The 23,895-nt window shown below is 71.2% G+C and carries 23 protein-coding genes, 1 pseudogene and 1 riboswitch; of the genes and pseudogenes, 17 read left to right on the top strand and 7 right to left on the bottom strand.

The annotated features are described in order from the left end of the window. Window positions 1-20 precede the first annotated feature (20 nt). Together ACM26Y_RS14765 and ACM26Y_RS14760 are read left to right on the top strand one after the other, a co-directional pair. Window positions 21-702, top strand: a pseudogene (locus tag ACM26Y_RS14765) (DUF2243 domain-containing protein). Continuing rightward, window positions 630-1,160 (top strand): cytochrome c oxidase assembly protein, encoded by a 531-nt coding sequence (locus ACM26Y_RS14760; protein WP_416061263.1) that lies wholly within the window; start codon window positions 630-632, stop codon window positions 1,158-1,160. The pseudogene ACM26Y_RS14765 and the gene ACM26Y_RS14760 overlap by 73 nt, the downstream one beginning before the upstream one ends. 244 nt (window positions 1,161-1,404) lie before the next feature. Here the strand turns inward: ACM26Y_RS14760 and ACM26Y_RS14755 are convergent, their stop codons facing one another. The 4 genes from ACM26Y_RS14755 to ACM26Y_RS14740 all read right to left on the bottom strand — a co-directional run bounded on the left by ACM26Y_RS14755 (window position 1,405) and on the right by ACM26Y_RS14740 (window position 5,719). Then, a complete protein-coding gene (locus ACM26Y_RS14755; protein WP_040780775.1) occupies window positions 1,405-3,054 on the bottom strand; it encodes a cytochrome b in 1,650 nt (549 codons plus the stop codon). Continuing rightward, window positions 3,051-4,178, bottom strand: a complete 1,128-nt coding sequence (locus ACM26Y_RS14750) for a ubiquinol-cytochrome c reductase iron-sulfur subunit (RefSeq protein ID WP_003934118.1) — start codon at window positions 4,176-4,178, stop codon at window positions 3,051-3,053. The genes ACM26Y_RS14755 and ACM26Y_RS14750 overlap by 4 nt, the downstream gene beginning before the upstream one ends. Beyond that, window positions 4,175-5,044, bottom strand: coding sequence for a c-type cytochrome (locus tag ACM26Y_RS14745; RefSeq protein WP_040780777.1), 870 nt, complete (start codon window positions 5,042-5,044; stop codon window positions 4,175-4,177). The genes ACM26Y_RS14750 and ACM26Y_RS14745 overlap by 4 nt, the downstream gene beginning before the upstream one ends. Window positions 5,045-5,107: 63 nt before the next feature. Then, window positions 5,108-5,719: a heme-copper oxidase subunit III gene (locus ACM26Y_RS14740; protein ID WP_003934121.1), complete on the bottom strand. Its 612-nt coding sequence runs from the start codon at window positions 5,717-5,719 to the stop codon at window positions 5,108-5,110. 137 nt (window positions 5,720-5,856) lie between these two features. Here ACM26Y_RS14740 and ACM26Y_RS14735 point away from each other — a divergent pair, with 137 nt between their 5' ends. Then, on the top strand, window positions 5,857-6,303 hold the full coding sequence (locus ACM26Y_RS14735) for a hypothetical protein (protein WP_052033882.1): 447 nt from the start codon (window positions 5,857-5,859) through the stop codon (window positions 6,301-6,303). A gap of 66 nt (window positions 6,304-6,369) precedes the next feature. Then, a complete protein-coding gene (gene trpD, locus ACM26Y_RS14730; protein WP_200863096.1) occupies window positions 6,370-7,443 on the top strand; it encodes an anthranilate phosphoribosyltransferase in 1,074 nt (357 codons plus the stop codon). Between the two features lie 50 nt (window positions 7,444-7,493). Here trpD and ACM26Y_RS14725 read toward each other — a convergent pair whose 3' ends face one another. Then, window positions 7,494-7,769: an Lrp/AsnC family transcriptional regulator gene (locus ACM26Y_RS14725; RefSeq protein ID WP_003934124.1), complete on the bottom strand. Its 276-nt coding sequence runs from the start codon at window positions 7,767-7,769 to the stop codon at window positions 7,494-7,496. 42 nt (window positions 7,770-7,811) lie between these two features. Further along, the gene (locus ACM26Y_RS14720; protein WP_416063682.1) at window positions 7,812-9,587 is read right to left on the bottom strand and encodes a DEDD exonuclease domain-containing protein; all 1,776 of its coding nucleotides are present in this window, start codon (window positions 9,585-9,587) and stop codon (window positions 7,812-7,814) included. 489 nt (window positions 9,588-10,076) lie between these two features. Continuing rightward, a riboswitch (cyclic di-AMP (ydaO/yuaA leader) is annotated at window positions 10,077-10,244 on the top strand. Window positions 10,245-10,258: 14 nt separating this feature from the next. Here ACM26Y_RS14720 and ACM26Y_RS14715 point away from each other — a divergent pair. The 12 genes from ACM26Y_RS14715 (at window position 10,259) to ACM26Y_RS14660 (ending at window position 21,263) form a co-directional block, all read left to right on the top strand. Beyond that, the gene (locus tag ACM26Y_RS14715; protein ID WP_003934126.1) at window positions 10,259-10,840 is read left to right on the top strand and encodes a C40 family peptidase; all 582 of its coding nucleotides are present in this window, start codon (window positions 10,259-10,261) and stop codon (window positions 10,838-10,840) included. Between the two features lie 199 nt (window positions 10,841-11,039). Further along, window positions 11,040-12,083, top strand: a complete 1,044-nt coding sequence (locus ACM26Y_RS14710) for an NlpC/P60 family protein (RefSeq protein WP_416061262.1) — start codon at window positions 11,040-11,042, stop codon at window positions 12,081-12,083. 55 nt (window positions 12,084-12,138) lie between these two features. Next, complete coding sequence (locus ACM26Y_RS14705; protein WP_416061261.1) at window positions 12,139-13,467, top strand: hypothetical protein; 1,329 nt, start codon at window positions 12,139-12,141, stop codon at window positions 13,465-13,467. A gap of 42 nt (window positions 13,468-13,509) precedes the next feature. Then, complete coding sequence (locus tag ACM26Y_RS14700) at window positions 13,510-14,637, top strand: glycosyltransferase family 4 protein (protein ID WP_416061260.1); 1,128 nt, start codon at window positions 13,510-13,512, stop codon at window positions 14,635-14,637. Window positions 14,638-14,711: 74 nt separating this feature from the next. Continuing rightward, the gene (locus ACM26Y_RS14695; protein ID WP_054373700.1) at window positions 14,712-15,110 is read left to right on the top strand and encodes a hypothetical protein; all 399 of its coding nucleotides are present in this window, start codon (window positions 14,712-14,714) and stop codon (window positions 15,108-15,110) included. A gap of 123 nt (window positions 15,111-15,233) precedes the next feature. Then, window positions 15,234-15,671, top strand: a complete 438-nt coding sequence (locus ACM26Y_RS14690; protein ID WP_003934131.1) for an SRPBCC family protein — start codon at window positions 15,234-15,236, stop codon at window positions 15,669-15,671. Window positions 15,672-15,703: 32 nt separating this feature from the next. Continuing rightward, a complete protein-coding gene (locus ACM26Y_RS14685; protein WP_416061259.1) occupies window positions 15,704-16,924 on the top strand; it encodes an ArsA family ATPase in 1,221 nt (406 codons plus the stop codon). After that, window positions 16,921-17,355 carry a hypothetical protein gene (locus tag ACM26Y_RS14680; protein ID WP_416061258.1) on the top strand — a complete coding sequence of 145 codons (435 nt, stop codon included), beginning with the start codon at window positions 16,921-16,923 and terminating at the stop codon, window positions 17,353-17,355. The genes ACM26Y_RS14685 and ACM26Y_RS14680 overlap by 4 nt, the downstream gene beginning before the upstream one ends. A 13-nt stretch (window positions 17,356-17,368) precedes the next feature. After that, window positions 17,369-18,343: an ROK family protein gene (locus ACM26Y_RS14675; protein WP_003934134.1), complete on the top strand. Its 975-nt coding sequence runs from the start codon at window positions 17,369-17,371 to the stop codon at window positions 18,341-18,343. A gap of 131 nt (window positions 18,344-18,474) precedes the next feature. After that, a complete protein-coding gene (locus ACM26Y_RS14670) occupies window positions 18,475-19,212 on the top strand; it encodes a lysophospholipid acyltransferase family protein (RefSeq protein WP_003934135.1) in 738 nt (245 codons plus the stop codon). 83 nt (window positions 19,213-19,295) lie between these two features. Continuing rightward, window positions 19,296-19,787, top strand: a complete 492-nt coding sequence (locus ACM26Y_RS14665; RefSeq protein WP_003934136.1) for a polyadenylate-specific 3'-exoribonuclease AS — start codon at window positions 19,296-19,298, stop codon at window positions 19,785-19,787. A 90-nt stretch (window positions 19,788-19,877) separates the two neighbouring features. Further along, window positions 19,878-21,263, top strand: coding sequence for a class II 3-deoxy-7-phosphoheptulonate synthase (locus ACM26Y_RS14660; protein ID WP_003934137.1), 1,386 nt, complete (start codon window positions 19,878-19,880; stop codon window positions 21,261-21,263). A 21-nt stretch (window positions 21,264-21,284) separates the two neighbouring features. On the opposite strand, the gene pknB is transcribed toward ACM26Y_RS14660, so the two are convergent. Continuing rightward, complete coding sequence (gene pknB / locus ACM26Y_RS14655; protein WP_416061257.1) at window positions 21,285-23,285, bottom strand: Stk1 family PASTA domain-containing Ser/Thr kinase; 2,001 nt, start codon at window positions 23,283-23,285, stop codon at window positions 21,285-21,287. Window positions 23,286-23,523: 238 nt separating this feature from the next. On the opposite strand from pknB, the gene ACM26Y_RS14650 reads away from it, so the two are divergent. After that, window positions 23,524-23,895 (top strand): Rv2175c family DNA-binding protein, encoded by a 372-nt coding sequence (locus ACM26Y_RS14650; RefSeq protein WP_268744372.1) that lies wholly within the window; start codon window positions 23,524-23,526, stop codon window positions 23,893-23,895.

Raw genomic sequence — 23,895 nt, 5'->3', positions numbered from 1 at the left:
CCGATACGACGTTTCTCGACATGACCGGTCGGGTACCCCAGTTTTCATCGCAAAACGGCCGAGCGTCCCGTCCCCGAGCGGGGCCTGAGCCCGGAGACGACGAAGCCATGACCAATCGGCCCCGACCGGCAGGCGCCGTCGAGCGTGACGACCGGACCGTAGCTCCTGCGCCCGTTCTCGTCCGACGGTCCGCTGTCAGTGGCGTCCTGCTCGGAGTGGCGTTCATGGCGGCGGTAGACGAGATCGTGTTCCACCAGATCCTCGGGTGGCACCCACTTCTTCGACCGGTCCACGCCGGCGGTGGGCCTGCTCGCCGACGGGCTCCTCCACACCGCGGAACTGCTGTTGCTGGTGGCCGGGTTCGTGCTGTTCGCCGATCTACGCCGGCAGAACGCACTGGCGGTTCGTCGTTTCCGCGCGGCCGTGTTCCTCGGCGCGGGCGGCTTTAAGCTGTTCGACGGCATCGTCGACCACAAGGTGCTCCGTACCCATCAGATCCGCTACGACGTCGAGCTGCTGCCGTACGACCTCGCCTGGAACGGTTTCGCCCTGGTGCTCCTCGTCGTGGGCGCGGTCCTGATGATCCGGGCAGTCCGTGCGGACAGTCGACGGCGGTATGCGGTCACGGTATGCACGACCATTCGATGCTCGCTCCGGGTAGTCCGGGGCCTCTGCAACTGCTCGTGGTCGTCGCCGCCGTGACGATTGCCGGTGCCTACCTCGCCGCGTCGAGCCGGCTGCGGCGGCGCGGCGACCTCTGGTCGCGGACACGGGATGCGTCCTTCGTCGCCGGGTCTGCGATTGTCGCTGCCGCGACCGCGCCTCTGCCGGTGCCGGCCTTCACCGGCCACATGGGTGTCCACCTGGGTGCCGGGATGGTGGCCCCGGTGCTGCTCGTGCTCGCACGCCCCGTCACGCTCGCCTTGCGAACACTGCAGCCGGGTCCCGCGCGACGGGCGCTGGTGGCGGTAGCCCACTCGTCGCCCGTCGCGGTGCTCACAGCTCCGCCGGTGGCGGCCGTTCTCGATCTGGGCGGTCTGTGGCTGCTGTACCGCACCGGCCTGTTCGCGGTCATGCACCGCGATCCGCGGCTCCTCCCGGGGACCGGTGCCGACGCGACGCCGAGCGGGCGCCGGCGTGCCGGCACGTCCGGACGGTAGCCACCGGTTACCCCCGCACCCCGGACGTTCGCCGAGGCGGGGGAGCGGCCGGGGCTCCGATCCGCGCACACGCTCGGACGCTCGCGGGCTGTACGGGGACGCGTGCGAACGGCAGCGGTCCCGAACGGTAGAGGCCCCGAACGGCAGCGGCCCCGAACGGCAGCGGTCCCGAACGGCAGCGGTCCCGAACGGCAGAGGCCCCGAACCGCGTGCGGTTCGGGGCCTCAGCTTCGGACGGACGACGTCAGTGCGCCCGGCCGTCACCGTCCGTCGGCGTGCCGTGGACGCGCTCCTGGTACTCGCTCAGGATGGCGCGCTGCTCGACCTCCGCCTCGTGGTGCGCGGCCTCGAGGGCGGTCGCCTCCTCGGCCGGGTCCGCGCTCCACCAGCTGCCCGCGCCGGGCTTGCCGGCGGTGCCGAGCTTGTTCATGCGCTTGGGCACCGGAGCACCCTGGTACTCGAGCGGGATCGGATGTCCGTGCTCGTCCACCGGGCCGAGCGGCTGGTGGATCTCGATGTACTCGCCGTGCGGCAGGCGACGGACGATGCCCGTCTCGATGCCGTGCTCGAGCACCTGACGGTCGCTGCGCTGCAGGCCCAGGCAGAACCGGTAGGTCAGGTAGTAGGCGAGCGGCGGGCCGAGCAGGATGCCGATGCGGCCGATCCACGTCATCGCGTTCAACGAGATGTCGAACTTGTAGGCGATGATGTCGTTGATGCACATGATGGTCGCGATGGCGTAGAAGGTCAGGGCCATCGCGCCGATCGCGGTCCGGACCGGGACGTCCCGCGGACGCTGCAGCAGGTTGTGGTGCGCGTCGTCCTTGGTGAACTTCTTCTCGATCCACGGGTAGGCGATCAGCACCGCGAAGACCAGGCCCATGATCACCGCGATCCAGAACACCGCGGGGATCGTGTACCGGCCGAACAGGTAGATCTCCCAGGCCGGCCAGATCCGGGCCAGGCCGTCCGTCCACATCATGTAGATGTCCGGCTGCGAGCCGGCCGACACCTGCGACGGGTTGTACGGGCCGATGTTCCAGACCGGGTTGATCTGGAGCAGACCGCTCATCAGGGCCAGCACCGCGAAGGTGATGGCGAAGAACGCGCCGGACTTGACGGCGAACACCGGCAGAATCCGGACACCGACGACGTTCTGCTCGGTACGGCCGGGGCCGGGGAACTGCGTGTGCTTCTGGTACCAGACGAGCGCCAGGTGGGCTGCGATCAGGGCGAGGATGATGCCCGGAAGCAGCAGGACGTGCGCAACGTACAGGCGCGGGATGATGAGCATGCCCGGGAAGTCGCCGCCGAAGATCAGCCAGTGCATCCACGTGCCGATCACCGGGATGCTGATGGTGATACCGGACAGTGCGGCGCGAAGGCCGGTGCCGGAGAGCAGGTCGTCGGGCAGCGAGTAGCCGAAGAAGCCCTCGAACATCGCGAGGATCAGCAACAGCGAGCCGATCACCCAGTTCGCCTCGCGCGGACGGCGGAACGCGCCGGTGAAGAACACGCGCAGCAGGTGCACGATGATCGACGCGGCGAACATCAGCGCAGCCCAGTGGTGGATCTGCCGGACGAACAGACCGCCGCGCACCTCGAACGAGATGTCCAGGGTCGTCTCGTACGCGCGCGACATGGTGACGCCGCGCAGCGGGGTGTAAGCGCCGTCGTAGACGACGTGCGCGAGGGACGGATCGAAGAACAGCGTCAGGTACACGCCCGAGATCAGCAGGATCACGAAGCTGTACAGGGCGATCTCACCCAGGAGGAAGGACCAGTGGGTGGGGAACACCTTGTTGATCTGACGCCGCAGCCCGGCCGCCGGGTGATAGCGCGAGTCGATGTTCTCCGCCGCGTGGGCGGCGCGGGACGGTGTTGCAGTACTCACGGGCGACGCTCCCAAAATGCCGGACCGAGAGCCTCGATGAAGTCGCCGTTGGCGACGAGGAAGCCCTCTTCGTTCACTGTAATAGGCAGCTGCGGCAAAGCGCGAGCAGCAGGACCGAACAGGGGCTTGCCGTACTCCAGAGCATTGAACTGCGACTGGTGGCAGGGGCACAGGATGCGGTTGGTCTGCTGTTCGTACAGCGAGGTCGGGCAGCCCAGGTGGGTGCAGATCTTCGAGTAGGCGAAGTAGTCGCCGTAGTTGAAGCTCTCCTGGCCCTTGCGCTTGATCGCCTTCGCGGTGTCCTCGGTGCGCAGGCGGATCAGCATGACGGCATTGCGGATGCCGCGCAGGCCCTCGAGGAGGGCGTGCTCGTCACCGCGATCGGACTCGCGGAAGGGGAACACGGTCTCCATGCCGCCGGCGTCGAGGTCCTCCGGGCGGACCAGGACGATGTCGTTCACGCGGCCGGTGTCGCGGCGCAGGTAGATCGTCTCGCCCGGGTACCGGGGCGTCCAGCCCGAGACCCACAGCGGGGAGTCGTCACCTTCGGCCCAAGGGTTCTTGATCAGGCCGCCGAGCGGCATGATCAGGCCGAGGCCGAGGGCGCCGCCACCGAACAGCGCGGTGCGCTTGATCAGCTTGCGACGCGGCAGCGTGGAAGTGTCCAGCGAGTCCGAGAGCTCCGCGACGATCGTGCGCCGATCGACCTCCGAGGAGACGCCGTCGTGCCGATCCTGGATCGACACCTCTTCCGGGATGAACTTCTTGGTGAACTGCACCGCGCCGACGCCGACGCCGAGGATGGCCAGACCCAGGGTCAGGCCCAGCAGCGGCGTGTACAGGTTGTACAGCGAGTAGTTGTCCTCCCCGGGACCCTGGTACTCCCACGGCCAGAAGATGAACACCGCGATGAACGCGAGAGCCGACACACCCGCCAGCCCGAACCAGAAGGCGACGTTGCGTTCCGCGCGCTTCTCGGCGCGGGTACCCCCGACGGGCCAGCGGTCCTTGCGGAACGCCACGTCCACGCCGTCGAGGTTGGTGCCGAGCGCGACGAGATCGTCGCGGCTCATCTGATCGAGATTCTCGACCGTGTGCTTGTTCGGCGTTTCGCCGCCACTCATGACCTTGCTCCGATCCACAGTGCCGCACCCACGACGGCGACGATCCCGACCACCCACATCGTCGGGCCCTCGGATGCGGGGCCGAAGCCGCCCAGGCCGTATCCGCCGGGGCTCTGCGTCTCGCTGGACGCCTTGACGTAGGCGATGATGTCCTGCTTCTCCTCCAGCGTGAGCTGACGATCGGAGAACTTGGGCATGTTCTGCGGACCGGTCAGCATCGCGGTGTAGATCTGCTGCTCGTTCGCCGGGTCGAGGACGGGCGCGAACTTGCCGGACGACAGTGCGCCACCCCGGCCGGTGAAGTTGTGGCACGAGGCGCAGTTCTGGCGGAACAGTTCGCTGCCGCGCGCGATGTCGTCGCCGCGCAGCGAGGACTGCGCGATCTCACCGTTCTCGTCGCGGATGAGCGTGGGGCCGCCACCGTTGGCCTGGATGTAGGCGCCGAGGGCGTCCGTCTGGGCCGCGTCGAACTTCGGCGTCTTGCGCAGGGCCTGGGCCTCGTTGCGCATCATCGGCATGCGGCCGGTGGAGACCTGGAAGTACACGGCTGCCTCGCCGACACCGATCAGGCTCGGTCCGCGGTCCTGCACACCCTGCAGGTTGGCGCCGTGGCACGTGACGCAGGAGGTCTCGTAGAGCTGCTTGCCTTCGCGGATCAGTGCCGACTGGTCCTCGTTCGCCGTCGCCACCTGCGGCGCGGGGGTCAGCGCGGAGGCGAGGAAGCCCGCGCTGAGCAGGCCGAGGGCGAGCACCAGCGCACCGGTGACGCGGCGGCGCAGCTTGCGCTGACGGCGGGACTTGGCGGACGCGGCCGCGGACTGACCGGGCATGTCACCCTCGGAAGCGAGAGGTGGGGATGAACTCATCTGTATCCCTTTGGTATGTCGGGACGGACTGGACGTCAGGGGGCTGCCTGGGCGTTCAGCTGGCTAACGGATGAAATAAATCGTGGCAAACAGCGCAATCCACACGATGTCGACGAAGTGCCAGTAGTAGGAGACGACGATCGCTGCGGTGGCCTGCGCCGGCGTGAACTTGCTGACCCTCGTGCGTACGAGGAGGAACACGAAGGCGATGAGACCGCCGATGACGTGGAGGCCGTGGAATCCGGTCGTGATGTAGAAGACCGACCCCCAGACCATGCTCGAGATCGTCACGCCTTCCGCGACCAGCTGGCTGTACTCGAAGCCCTGGCCGAGCACGAAGAACGTGCCCATGAGCAGGGTGATGATGTACCACCGGCGGAGGCCGAACACGTCGCCGCGTTCGGCGGCGAACACACCCATCTGGCAGGTGAAGGAGGAGGCGATCAGCACGAGGGTGACCGGCACCGCCAGCGCCAGATTGAGATGCACAGGCTCCGGCGGCCAGTTGCCGTCGGCCTGCGCCCGGGCCACGAAGTACATGGCGAAGAGCCCTGCGAAAAACATGAGCTCACTGGACAACCACACGATGGTGCCGACGCTGACCAGATTGGGCCGGTTCAGCGAGTGCACGCGCTGGGTGATTGCAGTTCCTGAAGTCCCTACTGCGCTCGTCACGTTCGCAAGTATGACTGTTCGTAGTAACTCTTGGACACTCGGGGCTGAAATCGGCGCGTCTTTGCTGGTGACCGGCCTGTGAGTCCCCGTTTCGGGGGGTCGTCGCGCCCCGTCGCCGAGCATGGGATCGTGGTGCGATGAGCAGTGGTGCAGGGGTCTGGAGCCGAGTCCTCCGGGTGTTCTCACGCAAGCGTCCGGAGCCGCTCGATCCGGCGCGGCCGGACCTGGTGGTGGTGGTCTCGTCCTTCGACGACGTCGAGGCCTGTTCGACCGCCCTCGAGCGGGGCTCGGCGGCGGAACCGGGGTGGTCCCCGGAGGCGGAGGCCGTGCTGCGCCATCACCTCGAACTGCCGGCGGATTCGGTGGAGCAGGCGATCGCCCTGTGTGCACAGGACGGGTACGCCCCCGCCCAGCCCGCGCACCCGGCCGGGACCGGCCTCGAGGCCGTCCTGCTGCAGCGGGTGCAGGTCCTCGATGCGCTGCACTGTTCGCAGGAACGGTCACGGATGGCCTCTCTCGCCCAGCGCCTCGGCGGCACCGCGCTGGGGTGGGACGCCCTGCAGCCGGCGACGGGCGCTGACTAAGCTCCTCCGTGCGCCGCCGACGACGGCGTCGGACACAAGGAGCGAGATGCGGCGAGGGCAGGTGCGATGAACGCTGGACTACAGGCGGATGCGGTGGCCCGGAGCTGGCCGGCGGTCCTCGGTGCGCTCACCGCCGGACGCGACCTCGCCCGGGCGGAGGCCCAGTGGGCGATGGACGAGATCATGTCCGACAACGCCACGGCCGCGCAGATCGCCGCCTTCGGCGTCGCGCTGAAGATGAAGGGGGAGACCCCCGAGGAACTGCTCGGCCTCGCCGACTCGATGCTCGCCCATGCGCGCCTGGTGCCGGTGGACGACGACGTCGTCGACATCGTGGGCACCGGAGGGGACCGGGCGAACACGGTCAACATCTCCACCATGGCGTCGCTGGTGGTGGCTGCGTGCGGGATCCGGGTCGTCAAGCACGGCAACCGGGCGGCGTCGTCGAAGAGCGGCGGCGCGGACGTGCTCGAAGCGCTGGGCGTGCACATCGATCTCGGTCCCGAGGCCGTCGCGGCGTCGGTCGCCGAGGCCGGTATCGGGTTCTGTTTCGCACCCGTCTACCACCCCGCGCTCCGGTTCGCGGCCGCCCCGCGCAAGCAGATCGGAATTCCCACGGTGTTCAACGTGCTCGGGCCGTTGACCAACCCGGCCCGGCCCCGCGCCGGGCTGATCGGATGCGCGTTCCCGGAGCTGATCGGCACCGTCGCCGGGGTCCTCGCCGAGCGGGGCAACTCGGCTCTCGTCGTGCGGGGGGACGACGGCCTGGACGAACTGACCACGTCCACGACGTCGACGGTGTACGTCGTCCGGGACGGCAACGTGAGCACCGTGAGCCTCGACCCCACCGACCTGGGCGTCGCCCGGGTGCCGCTCGAAGCGCTGCGCGGCGGCGACGCCGCCGACAATGCCGCGATCGCGCGGGCGGTCCTCGCCGGCGAGCACGGGCCGGTGCGCGACGCGGTCCTGCTCAACGCCGCCGGGGCGATCGCCGCCTTCCGGGGGTTCGAAGGGTCGCTCGCCAGTGCCCTGGCAGCGGGGATGCAGACGGCCGCCGAGGCGCTGGACTCGGGCGCTGCGGCGGCGGTCCTTGCCCGCTGGGCCGAAGTGACCACCCGGCTCGCCGCCGGATCGCGGTGACCACCCGGCTCGCCGGCGCGAGGTGAACGCGGGACGGGCGGGGCTCCGTCCTATTCGCCGATCGAGAACCCGGCCTCGACATCGGCGCTCGAGTACGACTGGAAGGCGATGTGCGTCGCCGTCTTGGCCACGCCCTCGAGCTTGTTGATCCCGCGGGTGACGACCTCGGCGATCTCCTCGTGGTCCCGCACCCGCAGCAACGCGATCAGGTCGATGTCACCGGCGCACGAGTACACCTTGTCGACACCGGCCAGATCGGCGACCGCCTGAGCGGTCTCCGGAATCCGGTGGGCGTCGGCGTGGATCAGGACGATGGCGTGGATCATGGGCTCTCCTCGACTGCCGGGAACGGACGTGCGGGCGAGCACTCAGCGTAGGGGGTGCGCGACGGGGACCGGTTCGGCCCCGGCACGTGCCGTCCGGGCGCGTTCGCCCCATTGCGCCCAGGCGCCGGCGCCGCGGAGCGGCTCCGACCAGCCCTGGGTGGTTCGGACGATGCGGACGCCGTCGTCGTGGAGCCAGCGGACCAGTAGTCCGAGTTCCTCGACGAGTGCACCCCGCAGCGGGGCGGTCGTCGGTCGCACCGTCTCGGCTGCCGCGACGATCGCGTCGACCACGGGCATCGGCGGGACGCCGCGTGGAGCGACTCCCGCCCCCGCGAGCCGGCCCGCCCGGATCACCGCGAACTCCCAGCCGCCCTCTGCCCGCCGGCGGGCAGCGATCAGCTCGTCCACCGCCGCGAGAGCGGCCAGGCGCTGCGTCCGGCGCAGTGCGAGCACGGCGTCGGCCGTGCGGTCGCGCAACCTGGCCGCGCTCTCGAACAGTTCGGCGGCGCCGAGGTGTTCGATGCCTCGGCGCATCCGATGCAGCGGCTCGTCGTCCTCTCCGCGGAGCAGGGCGCGGGCGAGGTCCACTTGCCGTGCGTACTCGGCGGGGGTCTGCAGTCCGGCGGCTGCCGCGGCGCAGGCTCCGACGGCGTCCGGCGGGCAGTGCTCGCCGTGTCGCTTCGTGCGGGGTATGCGGCGGGTGCAGGTCCGCAGGTGGCAGAACTCGGCGACGGTCGTGGCCACGGCGACGGCGTCGGCCCGCGAGGAGAACGGACCGACGGCGTCGACCGTGGGGCCGCCGACCGGATGCGGTGGAGCCGCGGCGGGCGTCCGCACGACGGACAGCCGGGGGAACGCCTCGTCGGTGAGGGTGATCCACCAGCCCCGCGCGGGGAACTTGGAGCGGCGGTTGTAGGGCGGAGCGTGCGCGGCCAGCAGTCTCAGCTCCCGCACCCCGGCCTCGAGTGCATGAGCGCATTCGACGTGGTCGATCCGGGTGGTGAGCGCCACCATCTCCTTCAACCGGGGCCGGGTCTCGGAACCCGTGAAGTAGTTGCGCACGCGGCGGCGCAGGTCCACGGCCGTACCGATGTACAGCACCTCGTCGGAGGGCCCGCGGAACAGGTACACGCCGGGCCGTCGCGGCAGGTGTGCCGCGAGGGACCGCTTGGCGCGTTGCTCCGCGGTGACCGCCGGCAGGTAGTCCCGCAGTTCGGTGAGGCTGTGGACACCCTGGTTCCCGACGCGCTCGATGAGCGCGTGCAGGACGTCGACGGTGGCCCGGGCGTCGTCGAGCGCGCGGTGCGTGGGCGTGGTGGACACGCGGAACAACTCGGCGAGGGCGGACAGTCGCACGGACGGGGCCTCGTCCCGGCCGAGCACGCGGCGCGCGAGCTTGACCGTGCACAGCACCGTGAACCGCGGCCACGCGACTTCGGTGCGGGACGCCGCGGCCCGCAGGAAGCCGACGTCGAAGCCCGCGTTGTGCGCGACGAGCACGGCCCCTGCGGCGAACTCGAGGAACGACGGCAGGACCTGCTCGATCCGGGGCGCGGAACACACCATGGCGGTGGTGATGCCGGTGAGCTGGACGATGTTCGGCGGGATCGACCGGCCCGGGTCGACGAGCGTGGCGAACTCACCGAGTACTTCACCGCCGCGGATCTTGACCGCGCCGATCTCCGTGATGGCGTCGTCCGTGGAGCTGCCGCCGGTGGTCTCGAGGTCGACGACGACGAACAGCGTCTCCCGCAACGGCGTGTCCAGTTCGTCGAACCCGAGCTGCACCCCGACGGCAGGGTCGGGTCGTCGGGGCACGGTCACGTCGTCAGGGTAGGAGCCGGGTCCGACACCGCGGGGAGTGGGATCCGGCACCAACCGGAGGGAAAAAGAGGGTCGGAGGCCCGGACCCGGCTCGACGAGACGAGGATCACATCGTCGATCACCCGTGTGGGTGTGGGCGCCGCCCCGACGGGGTAGCGACCCGGGTGGCACGGTGGGGCGTGTCGCCGCGACGGGCGGTGTCGCAGGCGTCCTCGCCGCGGAGATCGCCCGCGGGACCTGCGACGACGTGTCAGCGGGCCGGTGGCGGGCCCCGGGGCGTGCCGGCCACCGCCGCCGGGGCCGTCGCCCTCGAACCGACCGTTACGTTTCCGTGATCGCGCGGCCGGGGTCGTGCGGCCCGAATCGGGCATATCTGTCAATCTGCGGCCCATGAAGCGTCGAAGCTCGACATCCTCCGATGCGATTTCGTAATCTTTTCGAGACCAAGCGGTGAGGATGTCGAACCACCAGAGGGGAGACGCCGCTCGGTCACCGCCTAATCGGCGCATCCACAGCGGGTGCCCGAGCCGGGGACCCACGTTGTCCTCTGGGGTGAATCCCCTCCGACCGTCACCGCGGAACGAGGGGTAGGGCTGATCTTCCCAGCCCGAACCCGTCAGCTAACTCGGTCGGCGGACGAACGGAAGAAATGGAGCAAACCCCTCGTGGCGTCTCAGATTTCCAAGCGCACCGTCCGGCGCGCTGTCGTTGCCGGTGCCCTCGCTCTCGGTGCGGTCACCGTCTCGGCCGGTCCCGCCCTCGCGGAGCCGATCACCATTCCCGGCGTCGGCTCGTTCGACCTGCCGGCCGGCGTGACCCTTCCGCCGGAGGTCACCAACCTCGTCCCGCCGGCCCCGCAGGGTGCCGCACCGGCTCCGGCCGCGCCCTTCAGCGCGCCGGTGACCTCGGTTGCCCAGCGCGCCGTGGACGCAGCCCACAGCAAGCTCGGCGCCCCCTACGTCTACGGCGCCGCCGGTCCTGATGCCTTCGACTGCTCCGGACTGGTGCAGTGGGCCTACAAGCAGGCCGGTCTGAACCTGCCGCGCACCAGTTACGACCAGGCCTCCGCCGGCCGGGCCGTGGACGTCTCCGCCCTGCAGCCCGGCGACGTCGTGTCGTTCTACGGCGGTGGCCACTCCGGCATCTACATCGGCAACGGCAACGTCATCCACGCGTCGACCTCGGGTCAGCCCGTGAAGATCGCTCCGATGAACTCGATGCCGGTCGACGGGGCCCGCCGCTACTGAGCGACGACTCCACGACTGTCACGCAGTGCAGCGGGGGCGGACCGGTCGACGCCGGTCCGCCCCCGCTGGCGCTCCGGGGCCGCACTGCCCGGCGCAGCCGGAGCTACCGGCGGGTAGACACGACCCGGAGCCCTTCCGTAACCTGATCGAGATTTTTCGGGTAACGGGTGCGCAACGTCGAACGAAAGGACCTGGTCCCGTGGTGGTGGACTGGACGAAACCGTCGCTTCGGGCGCTGGTGATCGGGGTGCTCCTCGCGGTGTTCTCGGTGGCCGCCCCGGCCGGCGCCGACCCGGTGGGGGAGAGCCCCACCGCCGCACTGGAGCGGCTGGCCGAGCTGTCACGCAAGTCCGAGCAGACCACCGAGGCGCTGCACAACGCCGGAATCGACCTCGACGCGAAGGTCGAGGCCCAGCGCGCCGCCGACGCGGCTCTGACGCGCGACCGGGAGGTGCTGGCCGCCGCGGAAGCGGAACTCGCCGTCTTCCGGCCCACGGTGGACAAGCTCGCCGTCGCCAACTATCGCGGCGCCCGCACCAACCGGTTGTTCGCTCTGATGGTCAGCGAGTCGCCCCAGCAGCTGCTCGACCAGATGGCGGCGCTCGACGTCATCGCCCACCAGACCGCCGACCAGGTCGCGGGATTCCGCACCGCGTCGGCCGCGGCCACGGAGGCTGCGCTGGCCTCCCAGCGCTCGGCCGACCAGGCGCGCGCCGCCGCCGAGCAGGCCCAGGTCGTGCGGGACGAACTGCAGCGGCAGCAGAGCGAACTCGAGGCCCGGATCGACGAGGTGCTCGCCGCGTTCGCCGACCTGAGCGCCGAGGAGAAGGCCACCCTCGCCGGCACCCCGTTCCCCCCGGGATTCGATGCCGAGAAGATCCTGTCGAGCCTGGCCCCCGGCAGCGGCAGCGGTGCCCTGCAAGCCGGCATGACCCGGATCGGCAGCCCGTACAGCTGGGGTGCCGCCGGTCCCTCCGAGTTCGACTGCTCCGGTCTGGTGGTGTGGGCCTACAAGCAGATCGGCAAGGACCTGCCGCGGTCGAGTCAGGCCCAGGCGCAGGGGGGCACCCCCGTCCCGCGCGATCAGCTCCGACCCGGCGACGTCGTGACCTTCTACGACGACGCCTCGCACGTGGGGCTGTACGCGGGTAACGGCAACGTCCTGCACGCCTCCACCTACGGAGTGCCGGTCAAGGTCGCCCCGATGGACCGGATGCCGTTCCACAACGCCCGCCGGTACTGACGTCCGCCGCGCCGCCCCCGCGGCGCCGTCGTGGGCGCGACCTACACTGGCCGCCGTGCCCGCGCCCGATTCGTCGCCCCGCCCCCCTGGCAGCCGCCGGTGGGAGCGGCTCGGCGTCGCCGGACTGGTCGTCGCGGTCCTGGCCGTCGGCCTCTCGCTCGCGTTCACGCCCGACGACGGCCCGGCGGAACCGGGCTCGCACCGGGCCGTGCAGGAACTGCTCGACACATGGTCCCGGGCCGTGCGCACCGCCGACCCGGCGGTACTCGCCACCGTCGTGGATCCCCGCGCCCGCCCGGGACTGCTCGACGCGGAGGTCCGCCGCGCGGAGGCCCTCGCCGCGTTGCCGCTGGCGGACTTCGCCTACGAGCTCGGTCCGGACCTCGGCACCGACGTCCCCGACGACCTGGCGGCCCGGCTCGGCGCCGACGAGGCCCGTGCCCTCACCGTCCTGCTGCGCTACGCCGTCGAAGGGATCGACGACGAACCGACGCGCAAGCCCGTGACGGTGGTCCTCGCCCGCCGGGGGGAGCAGTGGCACCTCGTCGACGACCGCCCGCTGCCGGGCGCGGAAACCACCACCTGGCGGGGGCCGTGGGACTACGGCCCACTCGAGGTCCGGGCCGTGGACACCGGAGCCGGGAGCCGGTCCCTCGTCGTGGGCCATCCCGAGCACTCGTCCCTCGTCGCCGACATCGCCGCCGAACTCGCCGCCGCCGTCGAGGCCGTGGACGCCGTGTGGGGAACCGGATGGCCCCGCCGCGCCCTCGTGCTCGTCACCGCCTCGCACGACGAGTTCACCACCCAGGTCGGCAGCCGCTACAACGGCGCGGACATCGCTGCCGTCGCGGTGTCCGACGCCGTCGATCACGAGCGGGGCGAGACCACCGGTCAGCGCATCGTCTTCAGTCCCGCCGCGGAGCAGCGGCTGGACCGGGCGGGCCTGCGGGCGATCCTGCGTCACGAACTCACCCACGTCGCGGCGCGCACCGACACCGTCGACGGGTCACCGCTGTGGATCCTCGAAGGCTATGCCGACTACGTCGGCTACCGCGGCACCGGCGGCGATCTCGCCGCGATCGCGCCCACCCTCGCCGCCGTGGTCGCCGAGCGCGGGGCGCCGACCACGCTGCCCGCGGACGCCGACTTCGCCGGCGACGGCGCGCGCCTGGCGTACGAGAGCGCATGGTCGATCGCGACGTTCGTCGCCGAGGAGTTCGGCAGCGAGCGGCTCACCGCGCTGTACCGGCGGCTGGCCGCCGGGCCTGCCGACCCCCGGGAACTCGACGCCGCCGTCGGCGACGTGCTCGGTGTGGACGTGGAGCAGCTCGTCGACCGATGGCGGGGCCGGCTCGAAACGCAGGTGCCGGCACCCGTCGGCTGACCCGCCGCCGGGGCCGCCCGCAGCACCGCCTACCGTGAGCGCATGCCCCGAACGCTGCTGGTCACCAACGACTTTCCGCCCCGGCCCGGGGGGATCCAGTCCTATCTGCAAGCGTTCGCGGCCCAGGTGCCGCCGGACGACCTCGTCGTCTACGCTCCGCGATGGCGCGGGGACAGTCACGTGAAGTTCGACGCCCGGCAACCCTTCGAGGTCGTCCGCCACCCCACGACCCTGATGTTGCCGACCCCCGCCGTGGCGCGGCGGGCGGCCCAGCTCATGACCGACCGCGGCTGCGAGACCGTGTGGTTCGGCGCTGCGGCCCCGTTGGCCCTGCTCGCCCCCGGGTTGCGCCGCGCCGGCGCCCGCCGGATCGTGGCCAGCACCCACGGGCACGAGGTCGGGTGGTCGATGGTGCCCGCCGGACGGCAGGCGCTGCGCCGCATCGGCGACACCACCGACGCCGTCACCTACGTCAGCCGGTACACCCGCGGTCGATTCGCCTCGGCGTTCGGTCCCGGCGCCGGTCTCGAGCACCTGCCGTCCGGCGTGGACACCGAAGTGTTCCGGCCGGATCCCGCAGCTCGCGCGGAACTGCGCGCCCGGTACCGCCTCGGGGACCGCCCCACCGTGCTGTGCCTGTCCCGGCTCGTGCCGCGCAAGGGCCAGGACATGCTCATCCGTGCGCTGCCCGAGATCCGGCGCCGCGTCGACGGGGCGGTGCTCGTGATCGTCGGCGGGGGCCCGTACCACGACCGCCTCCGCAGACTGGCCCGCACCGTCGCGGTCGAGGACCACGTCGTGATCACCGGAGGAGTGCCGGCCGCCGAACTCGCCGCCCACCACACCATCGCGGACGTGTTCGCGATGCCGTGCCGTACGCGCGGCGCCGGCCTCGACGTCGAAGGTCTCGGGATCGTCTATCTCGAGGCCTCCGCCACCGGGGTGCCCGTGGTGGCGGGCCGCTCCGGCGGCGCGCCGGAGACCGTGCGGGAAGGAGAGACCGGTGTCGTCGTGGACGGCACCTCGGTCGCGGCGGTGGCAGCCGCCGTCGCCGACCTCCTCGCCGACCGCGACCGCGCGGCGGCGATGGGCGCAGCCGGCCGTGCCTGGGTGGGCGCCGAATGGCGGTGGGACGTGCTCGGCGAGAAGCTGCGGCGGCTGCTGGCCTGACGTACCGGCCGTCCGGCCGCGGCCCGCGCAACCCCCTGGAAGAGCCGGGACCGGTCGTGTGTGAAGCTGTCCCCGTGAGCAGCATTCAGGTGGCCGATCAGGCCTTCATCGCCGCGGCGCCGAGCCGGATCGCGGCCGAGATCGCCGAGCCCCGCCGCTGGCGGTCGTGGTGGCCCGACCTGGACCTGACGGTCCGAGAGGACCGAGCCGAGAAGGGCATCCGGTGGTCGGTCGGCGGCGCGCTGACCGGCACGATGGAGGTCTGGCTCGAGCCGATGCTCGACGGCGCGATCGTGCACTACTTCCTGCACTGCGAACCGGCCGGGATGCCGCCGGAGAAGGCGGGGGAGTGGGACCTCGCCGCCATGAATCACCGGCGCCGCGTCGCCGGCAAGGTCATGACGTTCGACGTGAAGCGGCGGCTCGACGCCGGGCGCGCCGCCGGCGAACCTCCACAGGACCCCCACCCCTGATCGACGGACCGTATGTGCAGGCGACGAGCCCGCACCGGAACTACTACGGTGTGATAGACAGCGGTCTCCGCGTGTGCCGATCCGGTAGACGACGGGGACAGACGGAAAGGAAGCGTTCGTCGCATGGCCGAGAAGACCAAACGGTCGATCACCATCGATGCTCCGTCCGATCGGGTGATGGCCGTGATCGCCGATTTCGACGCGTACCCGACCTGGGTCTCGGCAGCGAAATCCGTGGAAGTGCTCGCCGTCGAGTCCGGAGGACGCGCCGAGCGGGTCCGGTTCGTGCTCGACGCAGGCGTGGTGCGCGACACGTACGAGCTGGTCTACCAGTGGGCTCCGGACGGCCGGTCGGTCAGCTGGGAACTCGTCGCGGGGGAGATCCAGAAGGCCCAGTTCGGTTCCTACATCCTCACCGAAGCGCCGGAGGGCGGCACCACCGTGTACTACGAGCTGACGGTGGACCTGACCATCCCGATGATCGGACTGTTCAAACGGAAAGCCGAGAAGGTGATCACCGACACCGCACTGAAGGAACTCAAGAAGCGGGTGGAAGGCTGAGCGGGCACGCCGGGCGGCCCGGTCCCGCCGCCGTGCGGTTGTTCGTCGGCAAGGGCGGCGCCGGGAAGACGACCCTCGCGGCGGCCACCGCCCTCGCGGCTGCCCGCTCCGGAGTTCCCACCCTCGTCGTCTCGCTCGATCAGGCGCACTCGCTGACGGACGTCCTCACGGTCGATCCGGCGCCGGCGGGGTCCGTCGACGCCCGCGTCGTGCCGGTCGCCGACGGTCTCGACGCCCTGGAAATCGATTCGCTCGCGCTGCTCGAGCAGCGCTTCGCGCTCCTGACCGCTCTCGCCGCCGCGGGCGGTGCCCACGGGCACGGTGACCGGTTCGGGATCCCCGCTGCCGAGGAACTCACCGGCCTGCCCGGCGCACAGGAGATCCTCGCCCTCGGCGAGGTGGCCCGCCTGGCCGACTCGGGACGCTGGGGTGAGGTGCTCGTCGATCTGCCCGCGTCCGCGGACGCCTTCCGCATGCTCGCCGCGCCGGCGACGGTCTCGGAGTACATCGAGCGGATCTGGCCCCGGCACAGCCGGATCGTCGCGGCGACCGGGGCCGACCCGCGCCTCGCCCTCGTCGTGGCACTCGTCGACCGCGTCGTCGAACACGTCACGACCGTGCAGGATCTGCTCGCCGACCACACGCGCACCCGAGTCGACCTCGTCGCCACCGCCGATCGGCTCGGCATCGCCGAAGCGCAACGTCTCCGGTCCTGGACGGCCCTGGCCGGGCTGCGGCTGGAACGCGTGATCCTCAACCGGATCGTCCCGGACCTGCCGGCAGACGAATCCGGACCCGCCGCGGCCTGGCTCGCCGAGCAGCGCGAAGGACAGCGCCGGATCGTGGCCGAGCTCGCGGCGACCCTCGGCGACGTCGCCGTGGTCGAGTGCGAACAGCGGTGTGCCGAACCGGTAGGGTTGGCCTCTCTGGCGGCGCTCGCGGAGTCGCTGTACCCGGACGGTGCAGCACCGCTCACGCGGGAGGATGCCGGTCTCGGGCCGGTGCGGGTCCAGCGTGAATCGGGGACAGGGGTGGATGCGGTGTACACGATGCGGATGCATCTGCCGCTGGCAGATGCGGCATCGCTGACGCTCGGCCGGGTCGACGACGACCTGGTGATCGGCGCCGACGGCATGCGCCGCCGGGTGCGGCTCGCGTCCGGTCTGCGGCGCTGCACGGTCGCCGGCGCCGAGTTCGAGGGATCGGACCTGCTGGTGCGGTTCCGCCCCGATCCCGCGGTGTGGCCGCAATGAGCGCCGACCACGACGTCCTCGTCACCGAACTGCGGGCGCTGGCCGACGCCGTCCTCGACCGGCTCGAGCAGACGGTGCAGCGATTCGCCGAGCCGGAGTCGTCCCCCCGGCCGCCGGAGCCCGATGCGGCGTCCCGGCCGGTGTCGCCCGACGCGGCGACCGGGCACGCGACCGACGCGTCCGCCTCGGCGGCGAGTGCGTGCAGCTGGTGCCCGCTGTGCGCCGTGGCGGCCGCCGTCCGAGGTGAGCCGCACGAGCTCCTCACCCGGCTCGCGACCCAGATCGCGGCCCTGATCGCGCTGTTGCGGGACCTGCTCGCCCGGTACCTTCCGCCCCCAGGCCCCGCCCCCGACGCACCCGGTCCGCAGGACCCGCCCCCGGCCGGCCGCAACGGCACGTTCGTGCCGATCTCGGTCACGATCCGACGCTGATCGGACCCGCGCCGTGAGCACGGATCGACTCACGATCGGAATCGACGTGGGCGGCACCAGCATCCGCGCGGCCGTCGTCGACGGTACCGGCACCGTCGTCGACACCGTCCGGGCGCCGACCCCGCATTCGGGCCGTGCCCTCGACGACGCCCTCGACCGCACCGTCGCCCTCCTGGCGGGCCGCAACGAAGTCACCGCCGTCGGTCTCGCCGTCGCCGGGTTCCTCACCGCCGACCGTCGCGTCGTCCGCTACGCCCCGCATCTGCCGTGGGCGGACGTGCCCGTGGCGGAGCGGATGAGTGCTCGGATCGGCCTGCCGGTGGTTCTCGAGCACGACGCCAACGCGGCCGCGTGGGCCGAGTACCGGTTCGGTGCCGCTGCGGGTGTCGGGACGACGGTGCTGGTCGCCGTCGGCACCGGCATCGGCGCCGCCCTGCTGCTGGACGGTGTGCTGTTCCGGGGCGCGCACGGCATCGCTCCCGAACTCGGGCACCTACAGGTGGTTCCCGACGGACGGCCCTGCGCGTGCGGGAAGCGCGGCTGCTGGGAGCGGTACTGCAGTGGCACCGCGCTCGTGGACACCGCGATCGAGTTGCTCGCCGCAGGCCCGGATCGGGCCTCCCAGCTCACCCGCGACGTCGCGGCGGACCCCGGCGCGCTGACCGGACGACGGATCGCCGGAGCCGCGCAGGACGGCGACCCGCTCGCCGTCGCGGCGATGGCCGAGTTCGCCCGATGGCTCGGACTCGGCCTGGCCATGGTCGCCGACGTCTTCGACCCGGAACTGGTCGTGGTCGCCGGCGGGGTGTCGGGATCGGCGTCCCTGTTCCTCGACGACGCCCGAGGGCACTACGCGGCGGCCCTGACCGGCCGGGGCCACCGGCCGCTCGCACGGGTCCGGGCCGCACACCTCGGCGACGCCGCCGGCCTGGTGGGCGCAGCCGACCTCGCCCGGCACCGGTCCGGACGAAACGGACCGAATGATTGAGATGCTCGTCACGTCCCCCGGTGTGAGCCGGGACCGCGGCGTGCCACGGTGTGCACGGCAACACCCCGCCGTCGTAGAGTCGACCGGCAGGCACGGTCTGCCTGCGCGTTTCGAAGACGGGGAAGGACGCCATGTGGTATTGGCTTTTCAAGTACGTCCTGCTGGGGCCGCTGCTCTGGCTCATGGGGCGGCCGAAAATCGAAGGCGCGGAGAACATCCCGGCCGACGGCCCCGCGATCCTCGCCAGTAACCACAAAGCCGTCCTCGACTCCTTCTTCCTTCCCCTCGTCGTACGGCGCCGCATCACCTTCCTCGCCAAGAGCGAGTACTTCACCGGCACCGGGTTCAAAGGCCGGTTCCAACGCTGGTTCTTCTCCGCGGTCGGCCAGGTCCCGATCGACCGCACCGGCGCCGACGCGGCGCAGGACGCCCTCAACGCCGGTGTCCGCGTCCTCTCCCAGGGCAAGCTGCTCGGCATCTACCCGGAAGGCACCCGGTCGCCGGACGGGCGCCTCTACAAGGGCAAGACCGGCATCGCCCGGCTCGCCCTGCAGACCGGCGTCAAAGTGATCCCCGTGGCGATGATCGGCACCGACGAGATGAACCCCATCGGGTCGAAGATGTGGAAGCCGGCCAAGGTGACGGTGCGGATCGGCGAACCGATCGACTTCTCCCGCTTCGAGGGCATGAGCGGCAACCGATTCGTCGAGCGCACCGTCACCGACGAGGTGATGTACGCGCTGATGCGCCTGTCGGACCAGCAGTACGTCGACATCTACGCGGCCACCCTGAAGAACCGGCCCGCCGAGGAGGACGCGGCCGCCGCAGCAGCCGACGCGGACCGCCTGCCCGACACGCAGGCCGGCTGACGCCGGGCGCCGGCGGCACCAGCCCGGCCGGGGCCGGGCGCCGGCGACACCAGCCCGGCCGGGGCCGGGCATAATGTGCGCACGTGCGTTACTTCTACGACTGCGAGTTCATCGAGGATGGTCGCACCATCGAGCTCGTGTCGATCGGTGTCGCCTGCGAGGACGGGCGCGAATTCTATGCGGTGTCGACCGAGTTCGATCCCGAGCGGGCCGGGCCGTGGGTGCGCCGGAACGTGCTGCCGAAGCTGCCGCCCCCCGCGCACCCCGCCTGGAAGTCCCGGAGCCGCATCCGCGACGAACTGCTGTCCTTCCTGATCCCACGGCCCGGCATCCAGCCCGAACTGTGGGCCTGGCTCGGGGCCTACGATCACGTCGCGCTCGTCCAGCTCTGGGGCACGATGCCGGAACTACCCGACGCGCTGCCCAAGTTCACCCGCGAACTGCGCCAGCACTGGGAGCAGTACGGCAGGCCGCCGCTGCCGGCCGCACCCGACGACAATCACGACGCCCTCGCCGACGCGCGTCACAATCTCGCCAAGTTCGAGGCCATCGAGGCCGCGCGGCGGTACCGCTGAGGCCCCGCGCCGGGGTCGGCGCGGGGGGTGTGGCGTCGACCTACCCGGGGGTGCGTATCCGTCGTCACGCCGGGGCCATATCCTGATGGTGTGAACTGGACTGTCGATGTGCCGATCGACCGCTTGCCGACCCTTCCGCCGCTCCCTGCCGAGCTGCGCGAACGGCTGGACGCGGCCCTGGCCAAGCCCGCCCTGCAGCAGCCGAGCTGGCCCGAGGACCAGGCGTCGGCGATGCGCACCGTGCTCGAGAGCGTGCCGCCGATCACCGTGGCCCGCGAGGTCGAGGAGCTGCAGAACCACCTCGCCGCGGTCGCGCGCGGCGAAGCCTTCCTGCTCCAGGGCGGCGACTGCGCCGAGACCTTCGCCGACAACACCGAGCCGCACATCAAGGCCAACATCCGCACGCTGCTGCAGATGGCCGTCGTGCTGACCTATGGTGCGTCGCTGCCGGTCGTGAAGGTCGCGCGGATCGCCGGGCAGTACGCCAAACCGCGCTCCTCGGACATCGATGCGCTCGGGCTGCAGTCGTACCGGGGCGACATGATCAACTCCCTCGTCGCCGACGCCGCCGTGCGCGCACACGATCCGTCCCGGCTCATCCGCGCCTACGCCAACGCCAGCGCCGCGATGAACCTGGTCCGGGCCATCACCGCCGCCGGCGAGGCGGACCTGCACCGAGTCCACGATTGGAACCGGGAGTTCGTCGCCTCGTCCCCGGCCGGGGCGCGGTACGAGGCCCTCGCCTCCGAGATCGACCGCGGTCTGCGTTTCATGGACGCGTGCGGCGTCGTGGACCCCAATCTGAAGGCCGCCACCATCTACGCCAGCCACGAGGCGCTGGTCCTCGACTACGAGCGGGCAATGCTGCGGCTCGACAACACCGACGGGCACCCCCGGCTGTACGACCTGTCGGCGCACTTCCTGTGGATCGGTGACCGCACCCGTCAGCTCGACGGCGCCCACATCGCCTTCGCCGAGCTGCTGGCCAACCCGATCGGCCTGAAGATCGGTCCCAGCACCACGCCCGAGATGGCGGCGGAGTACGTCGAGCGGCTCGATCCCACCAACAAGCCGGGCCGGCTGACCCTCATTTCCCGGATGGGGCACGCGAAGGTGCGCGATCTGCTGCCCGCGATCATCGCGAAGGTGGAGGCGACCGGACACCAGGTCATCTGGCAGTGCGACCCGATGCACGGCAACACGCACGAGGCGTCCACGGGCTACAAGACGCGGCACTTCGACCGGATCGTCGACGAGGTGCAGGGCTTCTTCGAGGTGCACAATGCACTCGGCACGCACCCGGGCGGCATCCACATCGAACTCACCGGTGAGGACGTCACCGAATGCCTCGGCGGCGCGCAGGACATCTCCGACATCGACCTGCACGGACGCTACGAGACGGCGTGCGACCCCCGTCTGAACACCCAGCAGTCCCTCGAGCTGGCGTTCCTGGTCGCGGAGATGCTCCGCGGCTGACCGGGGCGCGGCGGCCGGGTCTCAGGGCAGGGCAGTGAGCGTCACCGTGCCGCCCGGCTCGACCCGGTCGCCCGCACCCGGGCTCTGACCGATCACCACCGACCGGTCGGAGCCTGCGAACTGCCGCACCTCGACGTCCAGACCGAGCCGGCCGAGTTCGTCGCGCGCCGCCGCGACCGTGCGACCCAGCAGTGAGGGCACCTTCACCGCATTCGACACCATCAGCGTGACGCTGCCGCCGGCGTTGACCCGGTTCCCGATCGCCGGGTCGGTGCCGACGACCCGTCCCGCATCGACGTCCGCATCGAACACCTCCCGCGTCTCGCGCACCGTGAGTCCCACCGTGTCCAGGGCCCGCCGGGCCTCGTCGACAGTGCGGCCCGCGACGTCGGGCACATCCACCGGCGGCGACCCCTTGCTGATGATCACCGCGACTTCCGCCCCCACCGGAAGGACCGTGCCCGGTGCCGGGTCGAGCGCAGCGACCCCGCCCTCCTCGACGGCCGTGCTGTAGGCGGAGCCACCGTCCACCGGAACGAAGGTCCGGTTGCGCAACTCCTGTTCCACGACGTCGCGGTCACCGTCACCGACGATCGTGGGCACGGTCGGCCGGCCCAGCGAGACGAGCAGCACGACATCGTCACCCCGGGCGACGCGGCTGCCGGCCTCCGGGTCGGTACCGAGCACGGTGTCGACGGAGGCGTCGTCGGAGTACTCCCCTCGTACCTCGGGGTTCACGTCTGCGGCCTGCAGGGCCGCGAGGGCGGTGTCCCGATCGACCCCGAGGACGCTCGGGACGGTGGTCATCCGCCCGGATCCGAGCCACCATCCGCCGAAACCGACGGCCAGCGCCAGGAGCAGGATCGCCAGCAGCCACAGCAGCGTCGTCCGCCGGTTCCGTCGGTGCTCGGCGGCGAAATCAGCAGGCTCGGCCCGGAGTCCCGACGTCTCGGCACGCGGGTGTTGCTGGGTGACGACCTTGGTGTGCTGCGGGCCGGCGGGGGAGACCTGGGCAGCGAGTCCCGGCGCCGTCGGCGGTGGCAGCGGTCGCGACGGCGGTGCCGCGGCGCGCACGGCCACCGTCGGCGGCGCGGGGTTCACCGCGGCCGTCACCGGTTCCGCGGCCGCCGAACGATGCTGCGCGGACCGCTGCGGAGCGGGCACCCGGTAGCGGGGCAACGCCAGGGCATCGCAGACCTCGCTCAGCGCGGCGGCCATCGCCCCCGCATCCGGGAACCGTTCACCGGGCTCCCGTTCGGTGGCGTGCCGGACCAGCTCGTCGAACTGCTCCGGGACGCCGTCGATGAGGGCACCTGGATCCGGGACGTCCCGATCGACCCGTTGGTAGGCCACCGAGAGCGACGTGTCGCCGGTGAACGGGGTGCGGCCGGTCAGCATCTCGAACAGCAGGATCCCGGTCGCGTACACGTCGCTGCGTGCGTCCGCGGTGCCCGTGGTCACCTGTTCCGGCGACAGATATGCGGCGGTACCCAGGATGACACTGCGCGACGTCGTCGTCGCCGCGGCGACCGCCCGCACCAGGCCGAAATCGGCGATCTTCACCTCCCCGGCATCGGAGATCAGCACATTCTCCGGTTTGACGTCACGGTGCACCAGGCCGGCGCGGTGCGCCACCGCGAGCGCTCCCAGTACCGGCGCCGCGACGGCCGCCGCCGCATGCGGCGGCATCGGGCCCCGCTCGCGCAGCAGTTCGCGCAGCGTGCCGCCCTCGACGAGCTCCATCACCAGGAAGACGTGATCCCCGTCCTGCCCCTGGTCGTACACCGCGACCAGGCCCGGATGGGTCAACCGCGCCACCGAGCGCGCCTCGAACTCGAACCGAGCGAGGAACTGGGGATCGGCCGCGAACTGCGGATCCATGACCTTCACCGCCACCGGACGGTCGAGTCGCAGGTCCGTACCTCGGTACACGATGGACATGCCACCGCGGGCGATCGGTGCCTCGATGCGGTAGCGCCGTTCGAGCACCGCGCCGATCAGGCGGTCGCCTCCAGAGCTCACCCGGTGTACCCCCGTGTCCGTGCCGTCGTCTTGCTGCGTCAGGTGCGGCGCACGACGGGAATGCCGCCGGGTTCGCCTCTGTCGATCGTAGCCAGCGCACGAACCGCCCGGTGCCCGCCCGTAGCTCGCTGCGGTGACAGGGGCGCGGCTCGCCGCGGTGACAGGGGCGCGGCTCGCCGCGGTGACACGGGCGCGGCCGTCGACGGCCCGCCGCCACGGACCCGATAACGTTTACCGTGTGAGTGCTATCCCTTACAGCGAAGACGTCCTCGACCGCTCCGTACCCGTGCTTCAGCTGGTCGACGTGGCGAAGCAGCTCGGTCTGGTGATCACCCGGGTCCACCAGCTGCTGCGCGACCGCCAACTCCTGGCGATCAAGCGGGACGGCGTGCTGGCGGTGCCCGCGGCATTCTTCGACGACGACGGTCGGATCCTCGCGGGCATCCCCGGTCTCATCGCGGTACTGCATGACGGAGGATTCCGGGACGACGAGATCCTGAACTGGATGTTCCGGGAGGACGACACGCTCACGGGCGGCTCCCCGGCCGCGGCGATGCACACCCACGCGAGGCGGGAGGTCATGCGCCGGGCGCAGGCACTCGGCTTCTGA

This window comes from Rhodococcus indonesiensis, from assembly GCF_047782815.1.
In the GTDB taxonomy this organism is placed as follows: Bacteria; Actinomycetota; Actinomycetes; order Mycobacteriales; family Mycobacteriaceae; genus Rhodococcus; species Rhodococcus indonesiensis.
Note: the sequence above shows the minus strand (reverse complement) of the source record. Positions and strands in the feature narration are given on the sequence as shown.